A 17,977-nucleotide genomic window follows, 5' to 3' on the forward strand; every position below is an offset into this window, starting at 1 on the left:
AGAGCCGGAAGATGAGCGCGAGCCGAACCGCCCCGAGCCTGCGCGAGCAGCGCGTGCTCGAAGTCGACGGGCTGTCCGTCACGTTCCGCCGCGAGGGCGCCGCGTTCGAGGCGGTGCGCGGGCTGTCGTTCCACGTCGATCGCGGCGAGACGCTCGCGATCGTCGGCGAATCGGGCTCCGGCAAATCGGTGACGTCGCTCGCGCTGATGCGCCTCGTCGAGCACGGCGGCGGCGCGATCACGGGCGGCGGGATCGCGCTGCGCCGGCGCAACGGCGCGACGCTCGATCTCGTGCGCGCGTCGCCGTCGGCGCTGCGCAGCGTGCGCGGCGCGGACGTGGCGATGATCTTCCAGGAGCCGATGACGTCGCTCAATCCGGTTTTCACGGTCGGCGACCAGATCAGCGAGGCGATCGCGCTGCACCAGAACAAGAACGCGGGCGAAGCGCGCGCGGAGGCGCTGCGCCTGCTCGATCTCGTGCGCATTCCCGAGGCGCGCCGCGTGTTCGCGCGCCATCCGCATCAGCTCTCGGGCGGGATGCGGCAGCGCGTGATGATCGCGATGGCGCTGTCGTGCCGGCCGGCGCTGCTGATCGCCGACGAGCCGACCACCGCGCTCGACGTGACGATCCAGGCGCAGATCCTTCAATTGATCCGCGGGCTGCAGGACGAGATGGACATGGGCGTGATTTTCATCACGCACGACATGGGCGTCGTCGCGGAAGTTGCCGATCGCGTGCTCGTCATGTATCGCGGCGAGAAGGTCGAGGAGGGCGCGTCCGATGCGATCTTCGCCGCGCCGTCGCATCCGTACACGAAGGCGCTGCTCGCGGCGGTGCCGCGGCTCGGCTCGATGCAGGGCACCGACGCGCCCGCGAAATTCCCGCTGCTGCGCTTCGATCCGGTCACGGGCGATGCGGTCGTCGTCGAGAACGGCGACGCCGCGCCCGCGTCGGGCGACGCGGCATCCGCATCCGCATCGGTTGGTTCGGTTGCCCCGGTTGCTTCGCTTGATTCTGCCGCATCGACCGCTACAACCGCTACAACCGCATCGACCGCATCGACCGCATCGACCGCCGCGCCGGCGGCGCACGCGCGCGCCGCCGGCGCTTTCGCGCAGCCCGCGATCGATCCGGCGTCGCCGCCGCTGCTGCGCGTGCGCGACCTCGTCACGCGCTTTCCGGTCAAGAGCGGCGCGTTCGGCCGCGTGTCGCAATACGTGCACGCGGTCGAGCGCGTGAGCTTCGAGCTGCGCGCGGGCGAGACGCTCGCGCTCGTCGGCGAATCCGGCTGCGGCAAGTCGACGACGGGCCGCTCGCTGCTGCGCCTCGTCGACAGCCTGAGCGGCTCGATCGAATTCGAGGGGCGCGAGATCGGCGCGCTGAAGGGCCGCGCGCTGCAGGCGCTGCGCCGCAACATCCAGTTCATCTTTCAGGACCCGTTCGCGTCGCTGAATCCGCGCCTGACAGTCGGCTTCTCGATCATGGAGCCGCTCCTCGTGCACGGCGTCGCGAGCGGCCGGCAAGCGCAGGCGCGCGTCGACTGGCTGCTCGAGCGCGTCGGCCTGCCCGCCGACGCCGCGCGCCGCTATCCGCACGAATTCTCCGGCGGCCAGCGCCAGCGGATCGCGATCGCGCGCGCGCTCGCGCTGAACCCGAAGGTCGTGATCGCCGACGAATCGGTGTCGGCGCTCGACGTATCGGTGCAGGCGCAGATCGTCAACCTGATGCTCGACCTGCAGCGCGAGCTCGGCGTCGCGTATCTGTTCATCTCGCACGACATGGCGGTCGTCGAGCGGATCAGCCATCGCGTCGCGGTGATGTACCTCGGGCAGATCGTCGAGATCGGCCCGCGCCGCGCGGTGTTCGAGACGCCGCGCCATCCATACACGAAGAAGCTGATGAGCGCGGTGCCGATCGCCGATCCCGCGCGCCGACACGCGCAGCGCACGCTGCCCGCCGACGAGCTGCCGAGCCCGATCCGCGCGATCGGCGACGAGCCCGTCGTCGCGCCGCTCGTCGCGGTCGGGCCGGACCACTTCGTCGCCGAGCATCGGGTCGGCGGCGCGTATTGAGGAGGCGCGGCGCAGCGCGGGCGCGAAATGGGCGAGCCGCGCGGCGCATGCATGGCGCGCGAGCGCCGCAGGCGAACGCGGCGCGAGCGCGCGATGTGCGAATGCGATACGCAATTGCGGCACGCGCATGCAAAACGCAGACGCAATACGCAGACGCAATACGCGAGCGCGATGCGCCCGCGGGACGAAGCAAACGCCGCGCGCGCGATGCGCGAGCGGCATCGAATCAGCAGAGGAAGTCGAGAAGAGCGCAGCAAGCCGATGACGCGAGGCCCCGGACCATCCGCACGAAACCCGGCCCCGCCGAACGACGCCAGCAGGACCACACGAACCCAGTCACACGCACTTACGAAGCATCGCCAAGGAGCCCACCCATGACTACGCCGCATTCGTTCTTGCCGTTCTCGCCGCGCGCGCTTTTCGTCGCCTGCGCGGGCGTGATCGCGATGTCGTCCGCGTCGCTCGCGTTCGCCGAGCGGGCCGCGGTGATGGCCGTCGATTCGACGTTCACCACGCTCGATCCGTACGATTCGAACGACACGCTGTCGCAGGCGGTGTCGAAATCGTTCTACCAAGGCCTGTTCGGCTTCGACAAGGACATGAAGCTCGTGAACGTGCTCGCGACCGGCTACGACGCGAGCGCCGACGCGAAGGTCTACACGATCAAGCTGCGCCAGGGCGTGAAATTCCAGGACGGCACCGATTTCAACGCGGCCGCGGTGAAGGCGAACTTCGACCGCGTGACCGATCCGGCGAACAAGCTCAAGCGCTACAACCTGTTCCGCCGGATCGCGAAGACGGAAGTCGTCGATCCGTACACGGTGAAGGTCACGCTGACCGAGCCGTTCTCGGCGTTCGTCAACGTGCTCGCGCATCCGTCGGCCGTGATGATCTCGCCCGCCGCGCTGAAGAAGTACGGGCGCGACATCGGGCTGCACCCCGTCGGCACCGGCCCGTTCGAGTTCGTCGAATGGAAGCAGACCGACGACCTGAAGGTGAAGAAGTTCGCCGGCTACTGGAAGCCCGGCTATCCGAAGATCGACGCGATCGACTGGAAGCCCGTCGTCGACAACAACACGCGCGCCGCGCTGATGAAGACGGGCGAGGCCGATTTCGCGTTCCGCATTCCGTTCGAGCAGACGGCGGACCTGAAGGCGAGCCCGAAAGTCGACGTGATCGAGCGCACGTCGATCATCCAGCGCTACGTGAGCCTGAACGTGATGCAAAAGCCGTTCGACAATCCGAAGGTTCGCGAGGCGCTCAACTACGCGGTCAACAAGGACGCGCTCGCGAAGGTCGCGTTCTCGGGCAACGCGACGCCCGCGGCCGGCATCGTGCCGCAGGGCGTCGACTACGCGGTGAAGCTCGGCCCGTGGCCGTATGATCCGGCCAAGGCGCGCGCGCTGCTGAAGGAGGCGGGCTACCCGAACGGCTTCGAGACGACGCTCTGGTCCGCGTACAACAACTCGACCTCGCAGAAGGCGATCCAGTTCGTCCAGCAGCAGCTCGCGCAGGTGGGCGTGAAGGCGCAGGTGCAGGCGCTCGAGGCGGGCGAGCGGGTCGCGAAGGTCGAAAGCGCGCAGGACCCGGCGAAGGCGCCCGTGCGGATGTACTACACCGGCTGGTCCGCGTCGACGGGCGAATCCGACTGGGCGATCTCGCCGCTGCTCGCGTCGTCGTCGGTTCCGCCGAAGCTCATGAACACCGCGTACTACAAGAACGACGCGGTCGACGACGATCTCGCGAAGGCGTTGCAAACCACCGACCGCGCGAAGAAGGCGACGCTCTACGGCGATGCGCAAAAGCGCATCTGGGCCGACGCGCCGTGGATTCCGCTCGTGCAGGAGAAGATCGTCTATGCGCGCAGCAAGCGCCTGCAGGGCGCTTACGTGATGCCGGACGGCTCGTTCAACTTCGACGAGATCGCGATCAAGTGACGCGACGCGGCCCGGGCGGCCCGCCGGATCGGCGCGATTGCGCCGAATCCGCCGAATCCGCCGATCCGCGCGCATCGGGCGTAGGCGGCGCGCGGCCCGTCGGCGCGCCGCATCGAGAGGCAAGCGCATGCTGAATTTTCTGGTCAAACGATTGTTCGGGCTCCTGCCGACGCTGCTGAGCGTCGCGGTGCTCGTGTTCCTGTTCGTGCACCTGCTGCCGGGCGACCCCGCTCGGCTCGCGGCGGGGCCGGAGGCGGACGACGCGACGGTCGCGCTCGTGCGCGCCGATCTCGGCCTCGACAAGCCGCTGCCCGCGCAGTTCGCGAACTTCTTCGCGCGGATCGCGCACGGCGACTTCGGCACGTCGACGCGCAGCAAGCGGCCCGTCGCGACCGAGATCGGCGAGCGCTTCATGCCGACGCTGTCGCTGACCGTCGTCAGCATGGCCTGGGCGACGCTCTTCGGCATGGGGATCGGCATCGCGTCGGCCGTGTGGCGCAACCGCTGGCCGGACCGCGTCGGGATGACGCTCGCGGTGTCGGGCATCTCGTTTCCGGCGTTCGCGCTCGGGATGCTGCTGATGGAAGTGTTCTCGGTGAAGCTCGGCTGGCTGCCCGTGGTGCCGGACGGCTCGTGGAGAAGCTACGTGCTGCCGTCGCTCACGCTCGGCGCGGCCGTGGCCGCGGTGATGGCGCGCTTCACGCGCGCGTCGTTCGTCGAGGTGCTGCACGAGGATTTCGTGCGCACCGCGCGCGCGAAGGGCGTGCGCGAGCCGGTGGTCGTGCTCAAGCACTGCCTGCGCAACGCGATGATTCCGGTCGTCACGATGATGGGGCTGCAGTTCGGCTTTCTGCTCGGGGGCTCGATCGTCGTCGAGGCGGTGTTCAACTGGCCGGGGCTCGGCCGCCTGCTCGTCGATGCGGTGACGATGCGCGACTACCCGGTGATCCAGGCGATCGTGCTGCTGTTCTCGCTCGAGTTCATCCTGATCAACCTGACCGTCGACGTGCTGTACGCGGTCATCAACCCGACGATCCGTTTCAAGTGAGGCGCGCATGAACGCGACTGTTCCTACCACCCCGGCCGCCGCGCCGGCCGCGATCCGCACGCCGTGGAGCGAGTTTTGGCGCAAGTTCAGAAAGCAGCACGTCGCGCTCGCGGCGGGGGCGTTCGTGCTGCTGCTCGTCGCCGTCGCGATCGTCGGCCCGCATTTCGTGCCGTACGACCCGGAGAACTATTTCGACTACGACGCGTTGAACGCGGGGCCGTCGGCCGCGCACTGGTTCGGCGTCGATTCGCTCGGCCGCGACATCTTCAGCCGGATCGTCGCGGGCGCGCGGATCTCGCTCGCCGCGGGCTTCTTCTCGGTCGCGCTCGGCGCGGCGATCGGCACGTTCTTCGGCCTGCTGGCCGGCTACTACGAAGGCTGGTGGGACCGCGCGACGATGCGCGTCGCCGACGTATTGTTCGCGTTCCCGGGCATCCTGCTCGCGATCGGCGTGGTCGCGATCCTCGGCAACGGGATGGTCAACGTGATCTGCGCGGTCGCCGTGTTCAGCGTGCCCGCGTTCGCGCGGCTCGTGCGCGGCAACACGCTCGCGCTCAAGCAGATGACCTACGTCGAGGCCGCGCGCAGCATCGGCGCGTCCGACCGCACGATCATCATGCGCCACATCCTGCCGGGCACGGTGTCGTCGGTCGTCGTCTATTTCACGATGCGCATCGGCACGTCGATCATCACCGCCGCGAGCCTGTCGTTCCTCGGCCTCGGCGCGCAGCCGCCGACGCCCGAGTGGGGCGCGATGCTCAACGAGGCGCGCGCGGACATGGTGAACGCGCCGCACGTCGCGCTCTTTCCGAGCATCGCGATCTTCCTGACCGTGCTCGCGTTCAACCTGCTCGGCGACGGGCTGCGCGACGCGCTCGACCCGAAGCTGGAGCGGCGCTGATGGGCGCGCACGCAGCGGGCGGGCCGGATGCGGCGGGCGGCGTGAACGTGACGCGCGCAGCGGATCGGGCGGACGCCGCGCCGCACGTCGGCGCGCTGCCGGCGGGGCCGCTTTGCAGCATCGCCGACGTCGCGGGCGTGACGGTCGGCCACGCGACGCTCGATTCGGGCGGCGTGCAGACGGGCGTGAGCGTCGTGCGGCCGCACGCGGGCGACGTCTATCGCGACAAGGTGCCCGCCGCCGCGGCGGTGATCAACGGCTTCGGCAAGAGCGTCGGGCTCGTGCAGCTCGACGAGCTCGGCGTGCTCGAGACGCCGCTCGCGCTGACGAACACGTTCGGCGTGGCGGCGCTCGCGCACGCGCAGATCCGCGCGGCCATCGATGCGAATCCGCAGATCGGCCGCGCGTGGCCGACCGTCAATCCGCTCGTGTTCGAATGCAACGACGGCTATCTGAACGATCAGCACGCGTTCGCGGTGACGCCCGAGCACTACGCGCAGGCGCTCGCCGACGCGCGGCCCGGGTTCGCGCGCGGCGCGGTCGGCGCGGGGCGCGGGATGTCGTGCTTCGACCTGAAGGGCGGAATCGGCTCGGCGTCGCGCGTCGCGCGCGCGGCGGGCGAATCGTGGACGGTGGGCGCGCTCGTGCTCGCGAACTTCGGCCGGCTGCCGATGCTGACGATCGACGGCGTGCCGGTCGGGCGGATGATCGCCGCGCGGGACGCGGGCGGCGCGCAGGGCGCGGGCGCGGCGCGGGACGATGCCGGCACCGGCGGCACGGGCGGCATGGGCCGCGCCGGCGACGCGGCGCACGATGCGGGTGACTGCGCGAATGCCCGCGCGAACAGCGGAGCGGCCGGCGGCCTCGCGCCCGACGCCGCCGCTGCGCGGCCGGATGCGCCGCCGCCCGAGCAGGGCTCGATCATCATGCTCGTCGCGACCGACGCGCCGCTGTCGTCGCGGCAGCTGAGGCGCGTCGCGCTGCGCGCGGCCGCGGGCCTCGCGCGCACGGGCTCGGTGTACGGCCACGGCAGCGGCGACATCGCGCTCGCGTTCTCGACCGCGTACACGGTGCCGCACGACGCCGAGCGCTTCGCGCTGCCGGCGCTCGTCGCCGACGCCGCGCTCGATCCGCTCTTCGCGGCCGCGGCCGACAGCGTCGAGCAGGCGATCGTCGACGCGCTGTGGCGCGCGACGAGCGTCGTGGGCCGCGACGGCCACGCGCGCCGCGCGCTGCGCGACGCCGCGCCGGAAGTCGAACGATGGATGCGCGCATCGCGCGAGGCAAACCGATGAAAGTGCTGATTTCGACCGATATCGAAGGGGTGGCGGGCGTCGTGAGCGCCGAGCAGACGCGCGCCGGCAATCCCGAATACGAGCGTGCGCGCCGCTGGATGACGGCGGAAGCGAACGCGGCAGTCGAAGGCGCGTTCGCGGGCGGCGCGACGCGCGTGTGGGTCAACGATTCGCACGGCGGCTTTCGCAACCTGCTGCCCGACGGCATCGACGCCCGCGCGCGCGTCGTGCTCGGCAAGCCGCGCACGCTCGGGATGATGGCGGGCCTCGAAGCCGGGCCCGATCTCGTGTTCATGATCGGCTTTCACGCGAAGGCGGGCACACGCGGGCTGCTCGCGCACACGATCAACAGCGGCGCGTTCGCGCGCGTGCTGCTCGACGGGCGCGAAGCCGGCGAGGCCGGGCTCTACGGCGCGCTCGCGCACGAATACGGCGCGCACGTGGCGCTGCTGTCCGGCGACGACGTGTTCGTCGACGAGACGCGGCCGCTCTTTCCGGCCGCGCGCTTCGTGACCGTCAAGGAGGCGACGGGATTCGCGAGCGGCGCGTCGATGACGCCCGCCGCCGCGTGCGCGGCGATCGGCGTCGCGGCGCGGCAGGCGGTCGAGCAGGCGCGCGAGGTCGCGCACCTGGCGCGCCCGCACGCGCCGCGCGCGGCGGCCTGCGAGCTGCGCGCACAGACCGTCGCGGCCGCCGATCTCTTCTGCCAGTGGCCGTCGCTCGAGCGCGTCGACGCGCTCACGCTGCGGTTCGCCGCGCCGTCGATCGAGCACGTCGTGCGAACGTTGAACTGCCTGTCGGCGATGTCGTTCATGCTGCGTTGAATCGCGCTTGCGCGTCAGCGTACGGGCGGCGGGAAATCTGTCAGGTCAAATAGAACGTGTTAGAGGTGTTGTCGAATCCGACATTGACCGCACCGCCGCTCAGCGGCACCGCGAGACTGTTCGTCGGCGTGAACGGGGCGATCATGCCGTTTACGCCGGACGACAGGAACAGATCCGCCCAATCGAGCAGATAGAACGCCGCTTGCGTATTCGTGATCACAGCAGTGGCGTTCATCGTCGATATCGCGGTTGCGCCGTTGACCGTTGCCCGTTGCGCGAGCCCGAAAGCGCCGGACGCGCCGATTTGCAGATTCCGGATGGAGTACGCGCCGGCCGGCCCGATGCCCGCATTGCCGTTGTCGATCTGGCCGTTGCGGAACGAATAGAGCGTCTCGATCCGCGCCGGTCCGTTCGTCGTCGCATTGATCTCGAGCACGTTGCCTGCCGTCAGCGTGGTCGCCGTCATGTAAAGGAAAATGGCGTCGTCGATGACGACGCTGTTGTGCTCGTACGGCGAGAACGCCTGCCATATGACGGACGCGCTCACCGATGCGCCGCGCATGTTCGCCAGTGTCGAGCTGACATAAGTGTCGACCCGTCTCGTCAACGTGACCGCAAGCCGCGCATCGCGGATCTTCGCCACGCCTGCCGAATCGATCGCGATGTAGATCGTGCAAACCGGCATGATCCGTGCGCCGGCCTGCCACTCGACGCGGCAGACCGGCTCCGCGCATCTCACACGATTCTTCTCAGCGTGCCGTAGCTTTCGGATCCGGTGACGGCGCCTCGAAGTCCCTCGACGAACTCCTCCCCACTGAGAACGGCCGGTTGCTGGAGGTAGAACGTATTGGTCCGTTCGTTGAAGCCGACCTGGGCGGCCGGATTCTGGGTGGACAGCGTGATCGGCAGCGCGTTGCTGGCTACCTGCGATATCACCGAGCCATTGTTGCTGTACGACGCGAGGAACAGCGAGAGATTTTCGATCGGCGTAAACGATGCCCTCATGTTGTACGCGACCGGCACGGCGTTGAGCGGCGCCGCGACAGGAACATTGTTGACGACCGCCTGCTGGGCAAGCCCGAAACTGAAGTTGCCGGCCTGGCTGTTGAGGAGGTTGAACGTGCTGGGGCTGCCGCCGTCGGCGCCGGTGAACTGGGCGCGTTCGAACGTGTAGGTCCAGCCGGTTTGAATCGGCGCACCCGTTTGCGACGTCATCATGATCGTGGCGCCCGCCTGCAGGACGGTGGTCGTCGCGTACATCGTGTACTGCTCCTGCCACGAGATCTGGTTCAACTGGAGCGGCTGGAACGTTACCCAGGCGATCGGCAGGTTGCCCTGCTGCAGTGGATCCGAGATCACGCTCTTGACGAGCGTGACATGAAGCCCATTTTGGTAAATGGTATTCAATCCGGTGTTGCTAATAGAAATGTTGATCTGGTAATTCATTCTTAATCCCCTTGAGTGAGACATTAAAGAAAAACCAGCCATCGACGAGCTGGCGCTGCGACATCCCAGGCATACGCGGTTGCCCGGACGATAATCGCGTGATTCGGGATCCGAGTGATATTTCCGGATGCGTCTGTACGTGAGCGGCAAGAAAGCATGTGACGCCAAGTGTCGGTCGAGTACGGGCGCATAGGGCAGCAATCAACATCCGGTTTGCGTGAGTTTCCGCAGCATTTTGGTGAATGGCTGGTTTGATGTTTTCTTTTTCGTTTCGTGAGATAAGCGATCTGCTGGAATCAGGATAGGACGAATGGCGAGGTATTCAAGCGAAGATCTGATTTCAAATGGAATTAAAGAGGCATTCGTCGTCGATCCGCTCCTTGGCTGAAAGAAGCTTTAATTGCGCCGGACATGACGGGATTGGCTCCTGTTTCCGTTCGGGGCCGATCGACCGGCCAGCCGACGATTGGGGGGCGCGGCCCGGGCGCCGCGGATCGTCGCATGGCCGAAAAAAGTGGGGATAAGGAGGGGCGATCCGCCCGAATGGCCGATTGCGTGCGCGGCACGGATCGCACACACAACCGGCGGACGTCGGTTCGTTCAGATATCGAAGAACACCGTCTCCCGCTCGCCCTGCATGCGGATGTCGAAGCGATAAACGGTCACGCCGTTCGCCTGCGCGTCGCGCTTCGCGATCAGCGTCGCGCGGCGCTCGGCCGGCACGGTGTTCAGCGCCGCGTCGGCTTCGTTCGCGGCCGCTTCGTCGTCGAAGTAGATCCGCGTGAACGCATGCGTGAGAATGCCGCGCATCATCACGGTCACGTCGACGTGCGGCGCGTCCGTCTCCGACGTGCGCGCCGGTTTCACCGTTCGCACGACGAAGCGGTTCTGCGCGTCGGTGCCGGTGCCGACGCGCGCGAAGCCGTTGAAGCCGCGCTGCGCGGCGTCGTCGCGCGACGTCGGATAGCGGCCCTCGCCGTCGACTTGCGTGAATTCGAGCACCGCGTCGCCGACGGCGTTGCCGTCGCCGTCGATCACGCGGCCGACGAGCAGGATGTGCTCGCCTGCCGCGTCGGGCGTCGCGATCTCGGGCGTGAAGAGGCTCTTCAGATCGAAGTTGTACTGCTGCGGGCAGAGGCCGTACGCGAAGTACGGGCCGACGGTTTGCGAAGGGGTCTGTTTCGGCGTCGTCATGCTCAGCGCTCCGTCGGGGTGGCGTCGCGGCCGCGCAGCACGATGTCGAATTCGTAGCCGAGCGCGAAGCCTTCTTCGGTCGTGCCGATCGAGAAGCGCGAGATCAGGCGATCGCGCGCGTCCTCGGGCGTGCCCTGGAAGATCGGGTCGAGCGCGAGGAGCGGATCGCCCGGGAAATACATCTGCGTGACGAGCCGCGAGCCGAAATAGTCGCCGAACAGCGAGAAATGGATGTGGTTCGGCCGCCACGCGTTCGGATGATTGCCCCACGGATATGCGCCCGGCTTGATCGTGAGGAAGCGGTAGCGGCCGTTCTCGTCGGTGAGGCACCGGCCCGCGCCGAGGAAGTTCGGATCGAGCGGCGCGTCGTGCTGATCGACCTTGTGCACGTAGCGGCCCGCGGCGTTCGCCTGCCAGACCTCGACGAGCGTGTTGCGCACCGGCTTGCCGCCTTCGTCGAGCACGCGGCCCGTGACGATGATCCGCTCGCCGAGCGGCTCGCCGTTCTTCGCCGCGTTCTTCGTCAGGTCGTGGTCGAGCGGGCCGAGGTCGCCCGCGCCATAGACGGGCGCGTGCTGGTTGCGCAGCTTTTCCTTCAGCGGGATCAGCGGCTGCGTCGGGCCGCGCTTCACCGACGAGCGGTACGGCGGATGAATGTACGCGGGATGCGACGGCCAGTCGCGCGGCGCGAGCGTCGAGGAATCCATCGGGATCGTCTCCGGGTTGATGGTTGTCAAGGCGGGATGGAGGGACTTTAGCTAATCCGGAAAGTTATGCAAAATGATGTTTTATCGCTAATCGTATAACCAGACGTTATGCAACACCGGATTGCCGACGGCCGGGTCAAGTTCCGGCACCTGCAGTGCTTTCTCGCCGTCGCGCAGTTCGGCAGCGTGCAGAAGGCCGCGCAAAGCCTGTCGATCACGCAGCCGGCCGTGTCGAAGACGATCGCCGAGCTCGAGTCGATCCTCGGCGTGAAGCTGTTCGAGCGCGGCCGTCAGGGCGCGCGGCCGACGCGCGAGGGGCAACTGTTCATTCCGCACGCGAGCGCGTGCGTGCTCGCGCTGCGGCAGGGCGTCGGGCTCCTCGCGCGCGAGGGCGGCGGCGCGGCCGCGACGCTCGAGATCGGGATGTTGCCGACCGTCGCCGCGTCGCTCGCACCCGCCGTCTTGCAGGCGCTCGCGAGCGAATGGCCGCGCGCGGTCGTGCGGATCGCGACCGTCGCGAACGCCGAGCTGCTCGAACGGCTGAAGGCGGGCGCGATCGAGTGCGCGATCGGGCGGCTGTCGGAGCCGGAGCGGATGGTCGGGCTGTCGTTCGAGCACCTGTACAACGAGCCGCTCGTCGCGGTCGTGCGCGCGGGCCATCCGCTCGCGGCGAGCGCCGCGCCCGCCGCGCAGCTCGCGCGCCATCCGGTCGTGCTGCCGCCGTACGGCACGATGATTCGCCAGGCGGCCGAGCAACTGCTGAGCGCGTGCGGCGCGCCGCCGCTCGAATCGTTCGTCGAGGTGCTGTCGGTGTCGGTCGCGCGCGCGCTCGCGCTCGAGAACGACGCGGTGTGGTTCGTGCCGCGTTACGCGGCCGAATACGATCTCGCGGCGGGCACGCTCGTGCGGCTCGCGCTGCCCGTCGAGGGCGCGGACGAGCCGGTCGGGCTGATCCTGCGCACCGATGCGCAGCTTTCGCCCGTCGCGCGCTCGCTGATCGAGGCCGTGCGGGCGGTCGCGCGGCGGCGGCTCGGCGCGGCGGGCGGGCGAAGTCGCCGCGACGGGCAGGGTGCGCCGAAGCGGGCGCGCGGCACGCGAAAGCGCGGGGCGTGACGCGCGACGTCCATCCGCTCATTCCATGCCGAGCTTGCCGAAATCGAATCGCTCCGCCGACAGCAGGAAGCCGCTCGATTTCTTGCCCGGCGCCGCGCCCTTGATCTGGCATTGCTTGAAGAACGACACGTACGTGTTCTGATTGAACTCGCTGTCCGGCGCCGGCTCGACGTAGCGCACCCACAGCTCGAGCGTGTCCTTGTTCGGCATCGCGATGAAGTGCCCGGCATCGCACATCTTGCTGACGTAGGCGCTCGACATCCACCACGCGTACGCGGTCCGGCTGCGCATCAGCTCGCCGCGCGTATCGACGAACAGCACGCATGCGAGCGCCGAATTGGGCGTCGCGCAGATCAGCGCGAGATCGGCCGGCTTGATCGAGAAATAGCCTTCCCAGCTCGGCCGCTCGCCTTTTTGCTTCGGCGGTGCGATCGGCGCGGCCTGGCGGCTCTTGACCTGCACGTAGATCGGCGTTTCCGGCGCGTTGCGATCGACCGGCTTCGGCGCGTCGTCGAGCCGCGACAGATGCCGGTACGCGCGCGTCACGACGAGATCGAAGCCTTTGTCGATCGGCAGCTTGAACGCCTCCATGTTGTGGCGGAAGCACTCGGACATGATGTAGTGCTCGCCCGCCGCGCCGATGTAGAGCAGTTCGGTGGGAATGGACGACGATGATTTGGCGTGGGTCATGGCGAACAGGATGGGTGGGCCGCTAGGCCGGCAACGGCGTGTTGCGATTCGAATGCGTTCGGCGTCGACGTTTCTGTTTTTGAAACGATCGACGTGCCCGGCCGCGCGCGTCGTTCGGCCCGCGCTCGCGCGTGACGCAGAATTATGACGAACGGGACCGCGCGCGCAAGCGCGTCCGCATCGACGAAGCGTGACGAAGCGCGACGCAGCGCGGCGAAGGCGCCATGCCCGGCCGCGCGGGCATGGCGGAATCGATCGCGTGATCGCGCGTGACGTGGGCGTTATCGGCGTCGATCCGGCATTCTTGAGCGCTTTCCGGCGACGTGAATCGAATCGCCGCGCGCAAAGTCAACATCGCGCCGAACGTCCGATAAAATGGCCGCTCGTCGCGTTCCGCGACGTCGATTCGAAATGTCCCCGATCGATTGGCCCGTGTCGCCGATTCGGCGCGCCGAGGCGCTTCGCGGTCGGAATATTCCGATTCTTCCGGCACGGCGGCGCGCGATCGCGCGTCGTCCCGATGCGCGCCGCGCGGCGCGCTTCGGGGCAATGGCCGGCGATCTTTTCCGTGACGAAGCGCGTCGCGCTCATCTAGACAAGCATGAAATCGATACATGCCGGCTTGCGCGGACGGCGAGGACCGTCACACCGGATGCCGCTCGGCTACATGGTGATCGCCGGCGCGGTGGCGGTCGCGATCGTCATGATGTCCATCTGCGCGGCCATCCTGCGCGACAGCCGCGACGACGCGTTCGAGCACGCGCAAGGCGCCGCGCGCAACACGCTGCAGATGATCGCGCGCGACGTCACGCGCGGCTTTCACCTGTACGACGAGACTCTCGCGCGCATCGCCGCGCAGCTCGGCGACAGCAGGATCGCCGCGCTGCCCGCCGACTTGCGCCGCTCGGTCCTGTTCGATTCCGCGGCGGCCGCGAGGGAGGCCGGCACGCTGTACGTGCTCGACGCGCACGGGCGCGTGCAGCTCGCATCGGCGAACGGGCCGCTGCCCACGGCGAGCTTCGCGTCGTACGACTTCTTCGCCGCGCTGCGCGACGCGCCGAGGCCCGGAACGTATCTGAGCGGGCCGTACCGCCTGCCGTCGCGCGACGGCGAGCCGTGCGTCGCGCTGTCGCACCGCGTCGAGCGCGCGGACGGCTCGTTCGCGGGCGTCGTCTTGCTCGCGGTGCGCCTCGCGTACTTTCAGCAGTTGCTGGCGGCGGCCGATGCGGGCCCGCACGGCGCGATCTTGCTGATTCACGCGGACGGGCGCATCGTGATGCGGATTCCGTTCGACGAGAAATTCATCGGCCTCGACCTGAGCGGGACGAGCATCTACACGCGCGCGCAATTCGGCCGCTCGGGCGAGTTCTTCGACGCCGGGCCGATCGATCGCGTGAAGCGCTTCTACCTGTATCGGCGGCTCGACGAAATTCCGCTGATCGTGCAGGTGGCGATCGCCGAAGACGACATCTACGAGACGTGGCGCGCTCGTGCGTGGCGCTTCGGCGTGCTGACGGGCGTGTTCGCGCTGATCTTCGTCCTGATGAGCGCGTATCTCGCGCATTCGCTGTGGCGCAAGTCGACGGCCGAAGCGGCGCTCGCACGGCTCGCGGGCACCGACAGCCTCACGGGGCTGCACAACCGGCGCGCGCTCGACGAGACGCTCGAGCGCGAATGGCGGCGCGCGGTGTACGGCGAGCGTCCGCTCGCGATCCTGTTCGTCGACATCGATCGCTTCAAGCGCTACAACGACACGTACGGGCACCGCGTCGGCGATGAGGTGCTCGCGACCGTGTCGCGCTGCATCGCGCAGCAGGCGGCGCGGCTCGGCGACGTCGTCGCGCGATACGGGGGCGAGGAGTTCGTCGTCGTGCTGCCGGACACGCCGCGCGGCGGCGCGCTCGTCGTCGCCGAGCGTGTGCGGCTCGGCGTGCGGATGCTCGGGATCGAGCACGAAGGGTCGGAAGTCGGGTTCGTGACGGTCAGCGTCGGCGTCGCGGTGTGGCAGCCGGACGGCGCGCCCGCGCCGCGCGTCGCGGCGATCGTCGAGGCGGCCGATCGCGCGCTCTATCAGGCGAAGGCGAGCGGGCGCAATCGCGTCGTCGACGTCGGGCTCGGATGAGGCGGCCGGCAATGGGCGGCTTCGGGGCGCTCGGCGCGTGCGCCGGCGGTTTCGGGCGATTTCGGCGGCCTAAGGGGGTTGGGGGGATCGGATGGCTCGAACGACTCGGATGACGTGAGCGAAGCGCGCGACACGAACGACGCGAACAACGCGAACGACACGAACGACACGAACGACACGAACAACGCGAACAACGCGAACAACGCGAACAACGCGAACGTCTCGAATGATTCGAAGGACACGGCCGACATGAACGAAGCGAACGATGCGACCGTCGCGAGCAGCCCAAACGACTTGACCGGCGACAACGCGGTCGCCCCATAATTGCCGCCCGCCGCCCGCCGCCCGCCGCCCGCCGCCCGCCGCCCGCCGCCCGCCGCCCGCCGCCCGCCGCCCGCCGCCCGCCGCCCGCCGCCCGCCGCCCGCCGCCCGCCGCCCGCCGCCCGCCGCCTCCCCGAATTCGCCCGCCGCCTGACGGCCCGACACGCAAATCCCGCGCATCACCGCAACACGACGGCGCGCCCGCCGGACATAGAATGGCCTTTCCCGACACGCGAAAGGTGCGCGATGAGCGAACGACAATGGAGCGCGGTGGACGATTTCCTCTGCGATCAGCTCGCGCCGTCCGATCCGGCGCTGGACGCGGCGCTCGCGTCGAGCCGGGCGGCCGGCCTGCCCGCCATCAACGTCACCGCGAATCAGGGCAAGTTCCTGAACCTGCTCGCGACGATCCGCGGCGCACGCCGGATTCTCGAGCTCGGCACGCTCGGCGGCTACAGCACGATCTGGCTCGCGCGGGCGCTGCCGCCGGGCGGCGTGCTGCTCACGCTCGAGGCCAATCCGGACTACGCGGCGCTCGCACGCGAGAACATCGCGCGCGCGGGGCTGGCGAACGTCGTGACGGTCGTCGCCGGCCGCGCGAAGGACAGCCTCGAGCGGCTGATCGCCGAGCGGGCCGAGCCGTTCGATCTGATCTTCGTCGACGCCGACAAGGACAACTATCCGCAATACCTGCCGCTCGCGGTCGCGCTGTCCCGCGCGGGGACGGTGATCGTCGCCGACAACGTCGTGCGGCAGGGGCGCGTCGCGGATCGGCGCAACCACGATCCGGACGCGATCGGCGTGCGCGAATACTTCCGCCTGATCGCCGCGCATCCGCGCCTGTCGACGACCGCGCTGCAGACCGTCGGCTCGAAAGGCTGGGACGGTTTCGCGCTGACCGTCGTGACGGCATAGGCCAAAGCGCGTCGACGGCGTGCGAACGAGCGCCTCACGGAATTCGGCGCCCGCCGAATTCCGGCTCAATCGGGCCGGGTTCGATGGATGACGACGACCGGATATCGTCGTTTCCAGATGGCGCAGGCGAGCGAATGTCCGATCGCGCTGTTCGACATCGCGCTCGCCAAGCCGGGGATGTACGGAATCGACGCCAGCACGCCGTGGGAGCCGGACGTGACTTCATATTTCTTGGGGAGCTCGATCAGGGTGGTGCAGAGACGATCCCAATCCGTCGCGGTTCGCGACGAGTGGGAGCCGGCGTGATCGATGGCGGCGTACCTGCCGCTCGTCGGGTAGCACGGCGCGCCCACTTGGACGCCCTGGACGGCGCCTCCGTCGAACAGCGCGACGAGCATTTCGCCGAACGTGGTGTCGCAACGCGCATTTTGTATCGCGGGCGCGCACATCCAGCGCGACGGCCACAGGCCGTTCGTGTTCCAGCCCTTGCTCTTGCGGCTCGGCGCGGCCGCATACCAGCCGTAGGGAGGCGTATGCGAGGTGCCGGGCACGGCGAATTTGCCCAGCAGGCCGTTGCGCCCGTTCGCTCGATGCAAGTCGAACGGGGGCCACGCCGACAACAGGGCGAGTTCCTTGTTGGTCGACGCATCGGGATTGGACGCCGACAACGACGTGACGGGAACCTTCGGCTGTTGCGCGCTCGGCGCGGCCTTCGCCTGGACGATCAGGCCCCGGCCGCGGCGAAGCGTGATTTGGCCGTGCCTGGTGAATGCGTCGATCACGAAAATGGCGGCGTCGCCCAACTCGACCGGGCGGGTGATCGCGTGTCCGTGGCAATCGACGACGCCGTAAGGTTGCATGTCCGCATAGGGCTTCTTGTCGATCCAGCCCATCGAGATTTGAAGCGATTCAGCCGGGTGGGCCGTCGTCAGGAACGCGTCGCGGACGGCGATCAGAAAGGGCCGGTCGAAGAGCCGCGCCAACTGCTCAAGCTCTCCGAACCGCCCGAACCCGCTGTATTGTCCGGCGACTGCCGCATCGATATCCGCACTGGCGCTCATGGATTCCTCGTCGATGTGTTCTAGGGCCGGTTCACGCTGGTAACGGGCTTGCGCCGGCCGCCAGAAGGGCCGAGCGCGAGGATCGCGACGAAGCGAATACTCGACGTATTCGCGAGGAGCACCGCGCAGCGATCGGTCCTTCTGGCGGCCGGCCCCTCGAAGGATTTTTTCGATCACGGGGACGTGCCCGTGCGCCCGCATTGCGGCGTGGTTCGTCGTTGCAATGGCGACGGCTGTTGCGCCTCCTCTCTCTCCTTGCCCTGCGGGCGCAAAGGCACGTTCGCGAGTCCGCTGCCAGCGTGAACTGGCCCTAGGGGTTTGTGTGGCTCGC

The 17,977-nt window shown here is 68.5% G+C and carries 16 protein-coding genes; 10 read left to right on the forward strand and 6 right to left on the reverse strand.

Annotation, left to right across the window (positions count from 1 at the left end; genetic code table 11):
- The first annotated feature begins 11 nt into the window (after positions 1-11).
- From WT60_RS25505 to WT60_RS25530, 6 genes are all read left to right on the forward strand, one after another.
- Positions 12-2,072 carry a dipeptide ABC transporter ATP-binding protein gene (locus tag WT60_RS25505; protein WP_060356085.1) on the forward strand — a complete coding sequence of 687 codons (2,061 nt, stop codon included), beginning with the start codon at positions 12-14 and terminating at the stop codon, positions 2,070-2,072.
- A gap of 374 nt (positions 2,073-2,446) precedes the next feature.
- A complete protein-coding gene (gene gsiB, locus WT60_RS25510; protein ID WP_059579044.1) occupies positions 2,447-4,009 on the forward strand; it encodes a glutathione ABC transporter substrate-binding protein GsiB in 1,563 nt (520 codons plus the stop codon).
- Positions 4,010-4,136: 127 nt separating this feature from the next.
- Positions 4,137-5,057, forward strand: a complete 921-nt coding sequence (gene gsiC, locus WT60_RS25515; protein WP_038749504.1) for a glutathione ABC transporter permease GsiC — start codon at positions 4,137-4,139, stop codon at positions 5,055-5,057.
- 7 nt (positions 5,058-5,064) lie between these two features.
- Positions 5,065-5,958 (forward strand): glutathione ABC transporter permease GsiD, encoded by an 894-nt coding sequence (gene gsiD, locus WT60_RS25520; RefSeq protein ID WP_038749502.1) that lies wholly within the window; start codon positions 5,065-5,067, stop codon positions 5,956-5,958.
- Entirely contained in the window at positions 5,958-7,253 is a 1,296-nt protein-coding gene (locus WT60_RS25525; RefSeq protein WP_060356070.1) for a P1 family peptidase, read from the forward strand. The genes gsiD and WT60_RS25525 overlap by 1 nt, the downstream gene beginning before the upstream one ends.
- Positions 7,250-8,077: a M55 family metallopeptidase gene (locus tag WT60_RS25530; RefSeq protein WP_038749543.1), complete on the forward strand. Its 828-nt coding sequence runs from the start codon at positions 7,250-7,252 to the stop codon at positions 8,075-8,077. The genes WT60_RS25525 and WT60_RS25530 overlap by 4 nt, the downstream gene beginning before the upstream one ends.
- 40 nt (positions 8,078-8,117) lie before the next feature.
- On the opposite strand, the gene WT60_RS25535 is transcribed toward WT60_RS25530, so the two are convergent.
- The 4 genes from WT60_RS25535 to pcaH all read right to left on the reverse strand — a co-directional run bounded on the left by WT60_RS25535 (position 8,118) and on the right by pcaH (position 11,424).
- The gene (locus tag WT60_RS25535; RefSeq protein ID WP_059579124.1) at positions 8,118-8,762 is read right to left on the reverse strand and encodes a hypothetical protein; all 645 of its coding nucleotides are present in this window, start codon (positions 8,760-8,762) and stop codon (positions 8,118-8,120) included.
- Between the two features lie 50 nt (positions 8,763-8,812).
- On the reverse strand, positions 8,813-9,523 hold the full coding sequence (locus tag WT60_RS25540) for a hypothetical protein (RefSeq protein WP_059579038.1): 711 nt from the start codon (positions 9,521-9,523) through the stop codon (positions 8,813-8,815).
- A 600-nt stretch (positions 9,524-10,123) separates the two neighbouring features.
- The gene (pcaG, locus tag WT60_RS25545) at positions 10,124-10,717 is read right to left on the reverse strand and encodes a protocatechuate 3,4-dioxygenase subunit alpha (RefSeq protein WP_059579035.1); all 594 of its coding nucleotides are present in this window, start codon (positions 10,715-10,717) and stop codon (positions 10,124-10,126) included.
- A gap of 2 nt (positions 10,718-10,719) precedes the next feature.
- Complete coding sequence (gene pcaH / locus WT60_RS25550) at positions 10,720-11,424, reverse strand: protocatechuate 3,4-dioxygenase subunit beta (RefSeq protein ID WP_038749493.1); 705 nt, start codon at positions 11,422-11,424, stop codon at positions 10,720-10,722.
- A 108-nt stretch (positions 11,425-11,532) separates the two neighbouring features.
- On the opposite strand from pcaH, the gene pcaQ reads away from it, so the two are divergent.
- The gene (gene pcaQ, locus WT60_RS25555) at positions 11,533-12,537 is read left to right on the forward strand and encodes a pca operon transcription factor PcaQ (RefSeq protein WP_038749490.1); all 1,005 of its coding nucleotides are present in this window, start codon (positions 11,533-11,535) and stop codon (positions 12,535-12,537) included.
- Positions 12,538-12,555: 18 nt separating this feature from the next.
- Here pcaQ and WT60_RS25560 read toward each other — a convergent pair whose 3' ends face one another.
- Positions 12,556-13,227, reverse strand: coding sequence for a hypothetical protein (locus tag WT60_RS25560; protein ID WP_060356069.1), 672 nt, complete (start codon positions 13,225-13,227; stop codon positions 12,556-12,558).
- Between the two features lie 652 nt (positions 13,228-13,879).
- On the opposite strand from WT60_RS25560, the gene WT60_RS25565 reads away from it, so the two are divergent.
- From WT60_RS25565 to WT60_RS25580, 3 genes are all read left to right on the forward strand, one after another.
- Positions 13,880-15,349: a GGDEF domain-containing protein gene (locus WT60_RS25565; protein ID WP_059670865.1), complete on the forward strand. Its 1,470-nt coding sequence runs from the start codon at positions 13,880-13,882 to the stop codon at positions 15,347-15,349.
- 114 nt (positions 15,350-15,463) lie between these two features.
- Positions 15,464-15,673 carry a hypothetical protein gene (locus WT60_RS25570; RefSeq protein ID WP_145986873.1) on the forward strand — a complete coding sequence of 70 codons (210 nt, stop codon included), beginning with the start codon at positions 15,464-15,466 and terminating at the stop codon, positions 15,671-15,673.
- 243 nt (positions 15,674-15,916) lie between these two features.
- Positions 15,917-16,585 carry an O-methyltransferase gene (locus WT60_RS25580; RefSeq protein WP_060356309.1) on the forward strand — a complete coding sequence of 223 codons (669 nt, stop codon included), beginning with the start codon at positions 15,917-15,919 and terminating at the stop codon, positions 16,583-16,585.
- A 65-nt stretch (positions 16,586-16,650) separates the two neighbouring features.
- On the opposite strand, the gene WT60_RS25585 is transcribed toward WT60_RS25580, so the two are convergent.
- Entirely contained in the window at positions 16,651-17,823 is a 1,173-nt protein-coding gene (locus tag WT60_RS25585; protein WP_145986874.1) for a hypothetical protein, read from the reverse strand.
- Between the last annotated feature and the right edge of the window lie 154 nt (positions 17,824-17,977).

It is taken from the genome of Burkholderia sp. MSMB617WGS, from assembly GCF_001532025.2.
In the GTDB taxonomy this organism is placed as follows: domain Bacteria; phylum Pseudomonadota; class Gammaproteobacteria; order Burkholderiales; family Burkholderiaceae; genus Burkholderia; species Burkholderia savannae.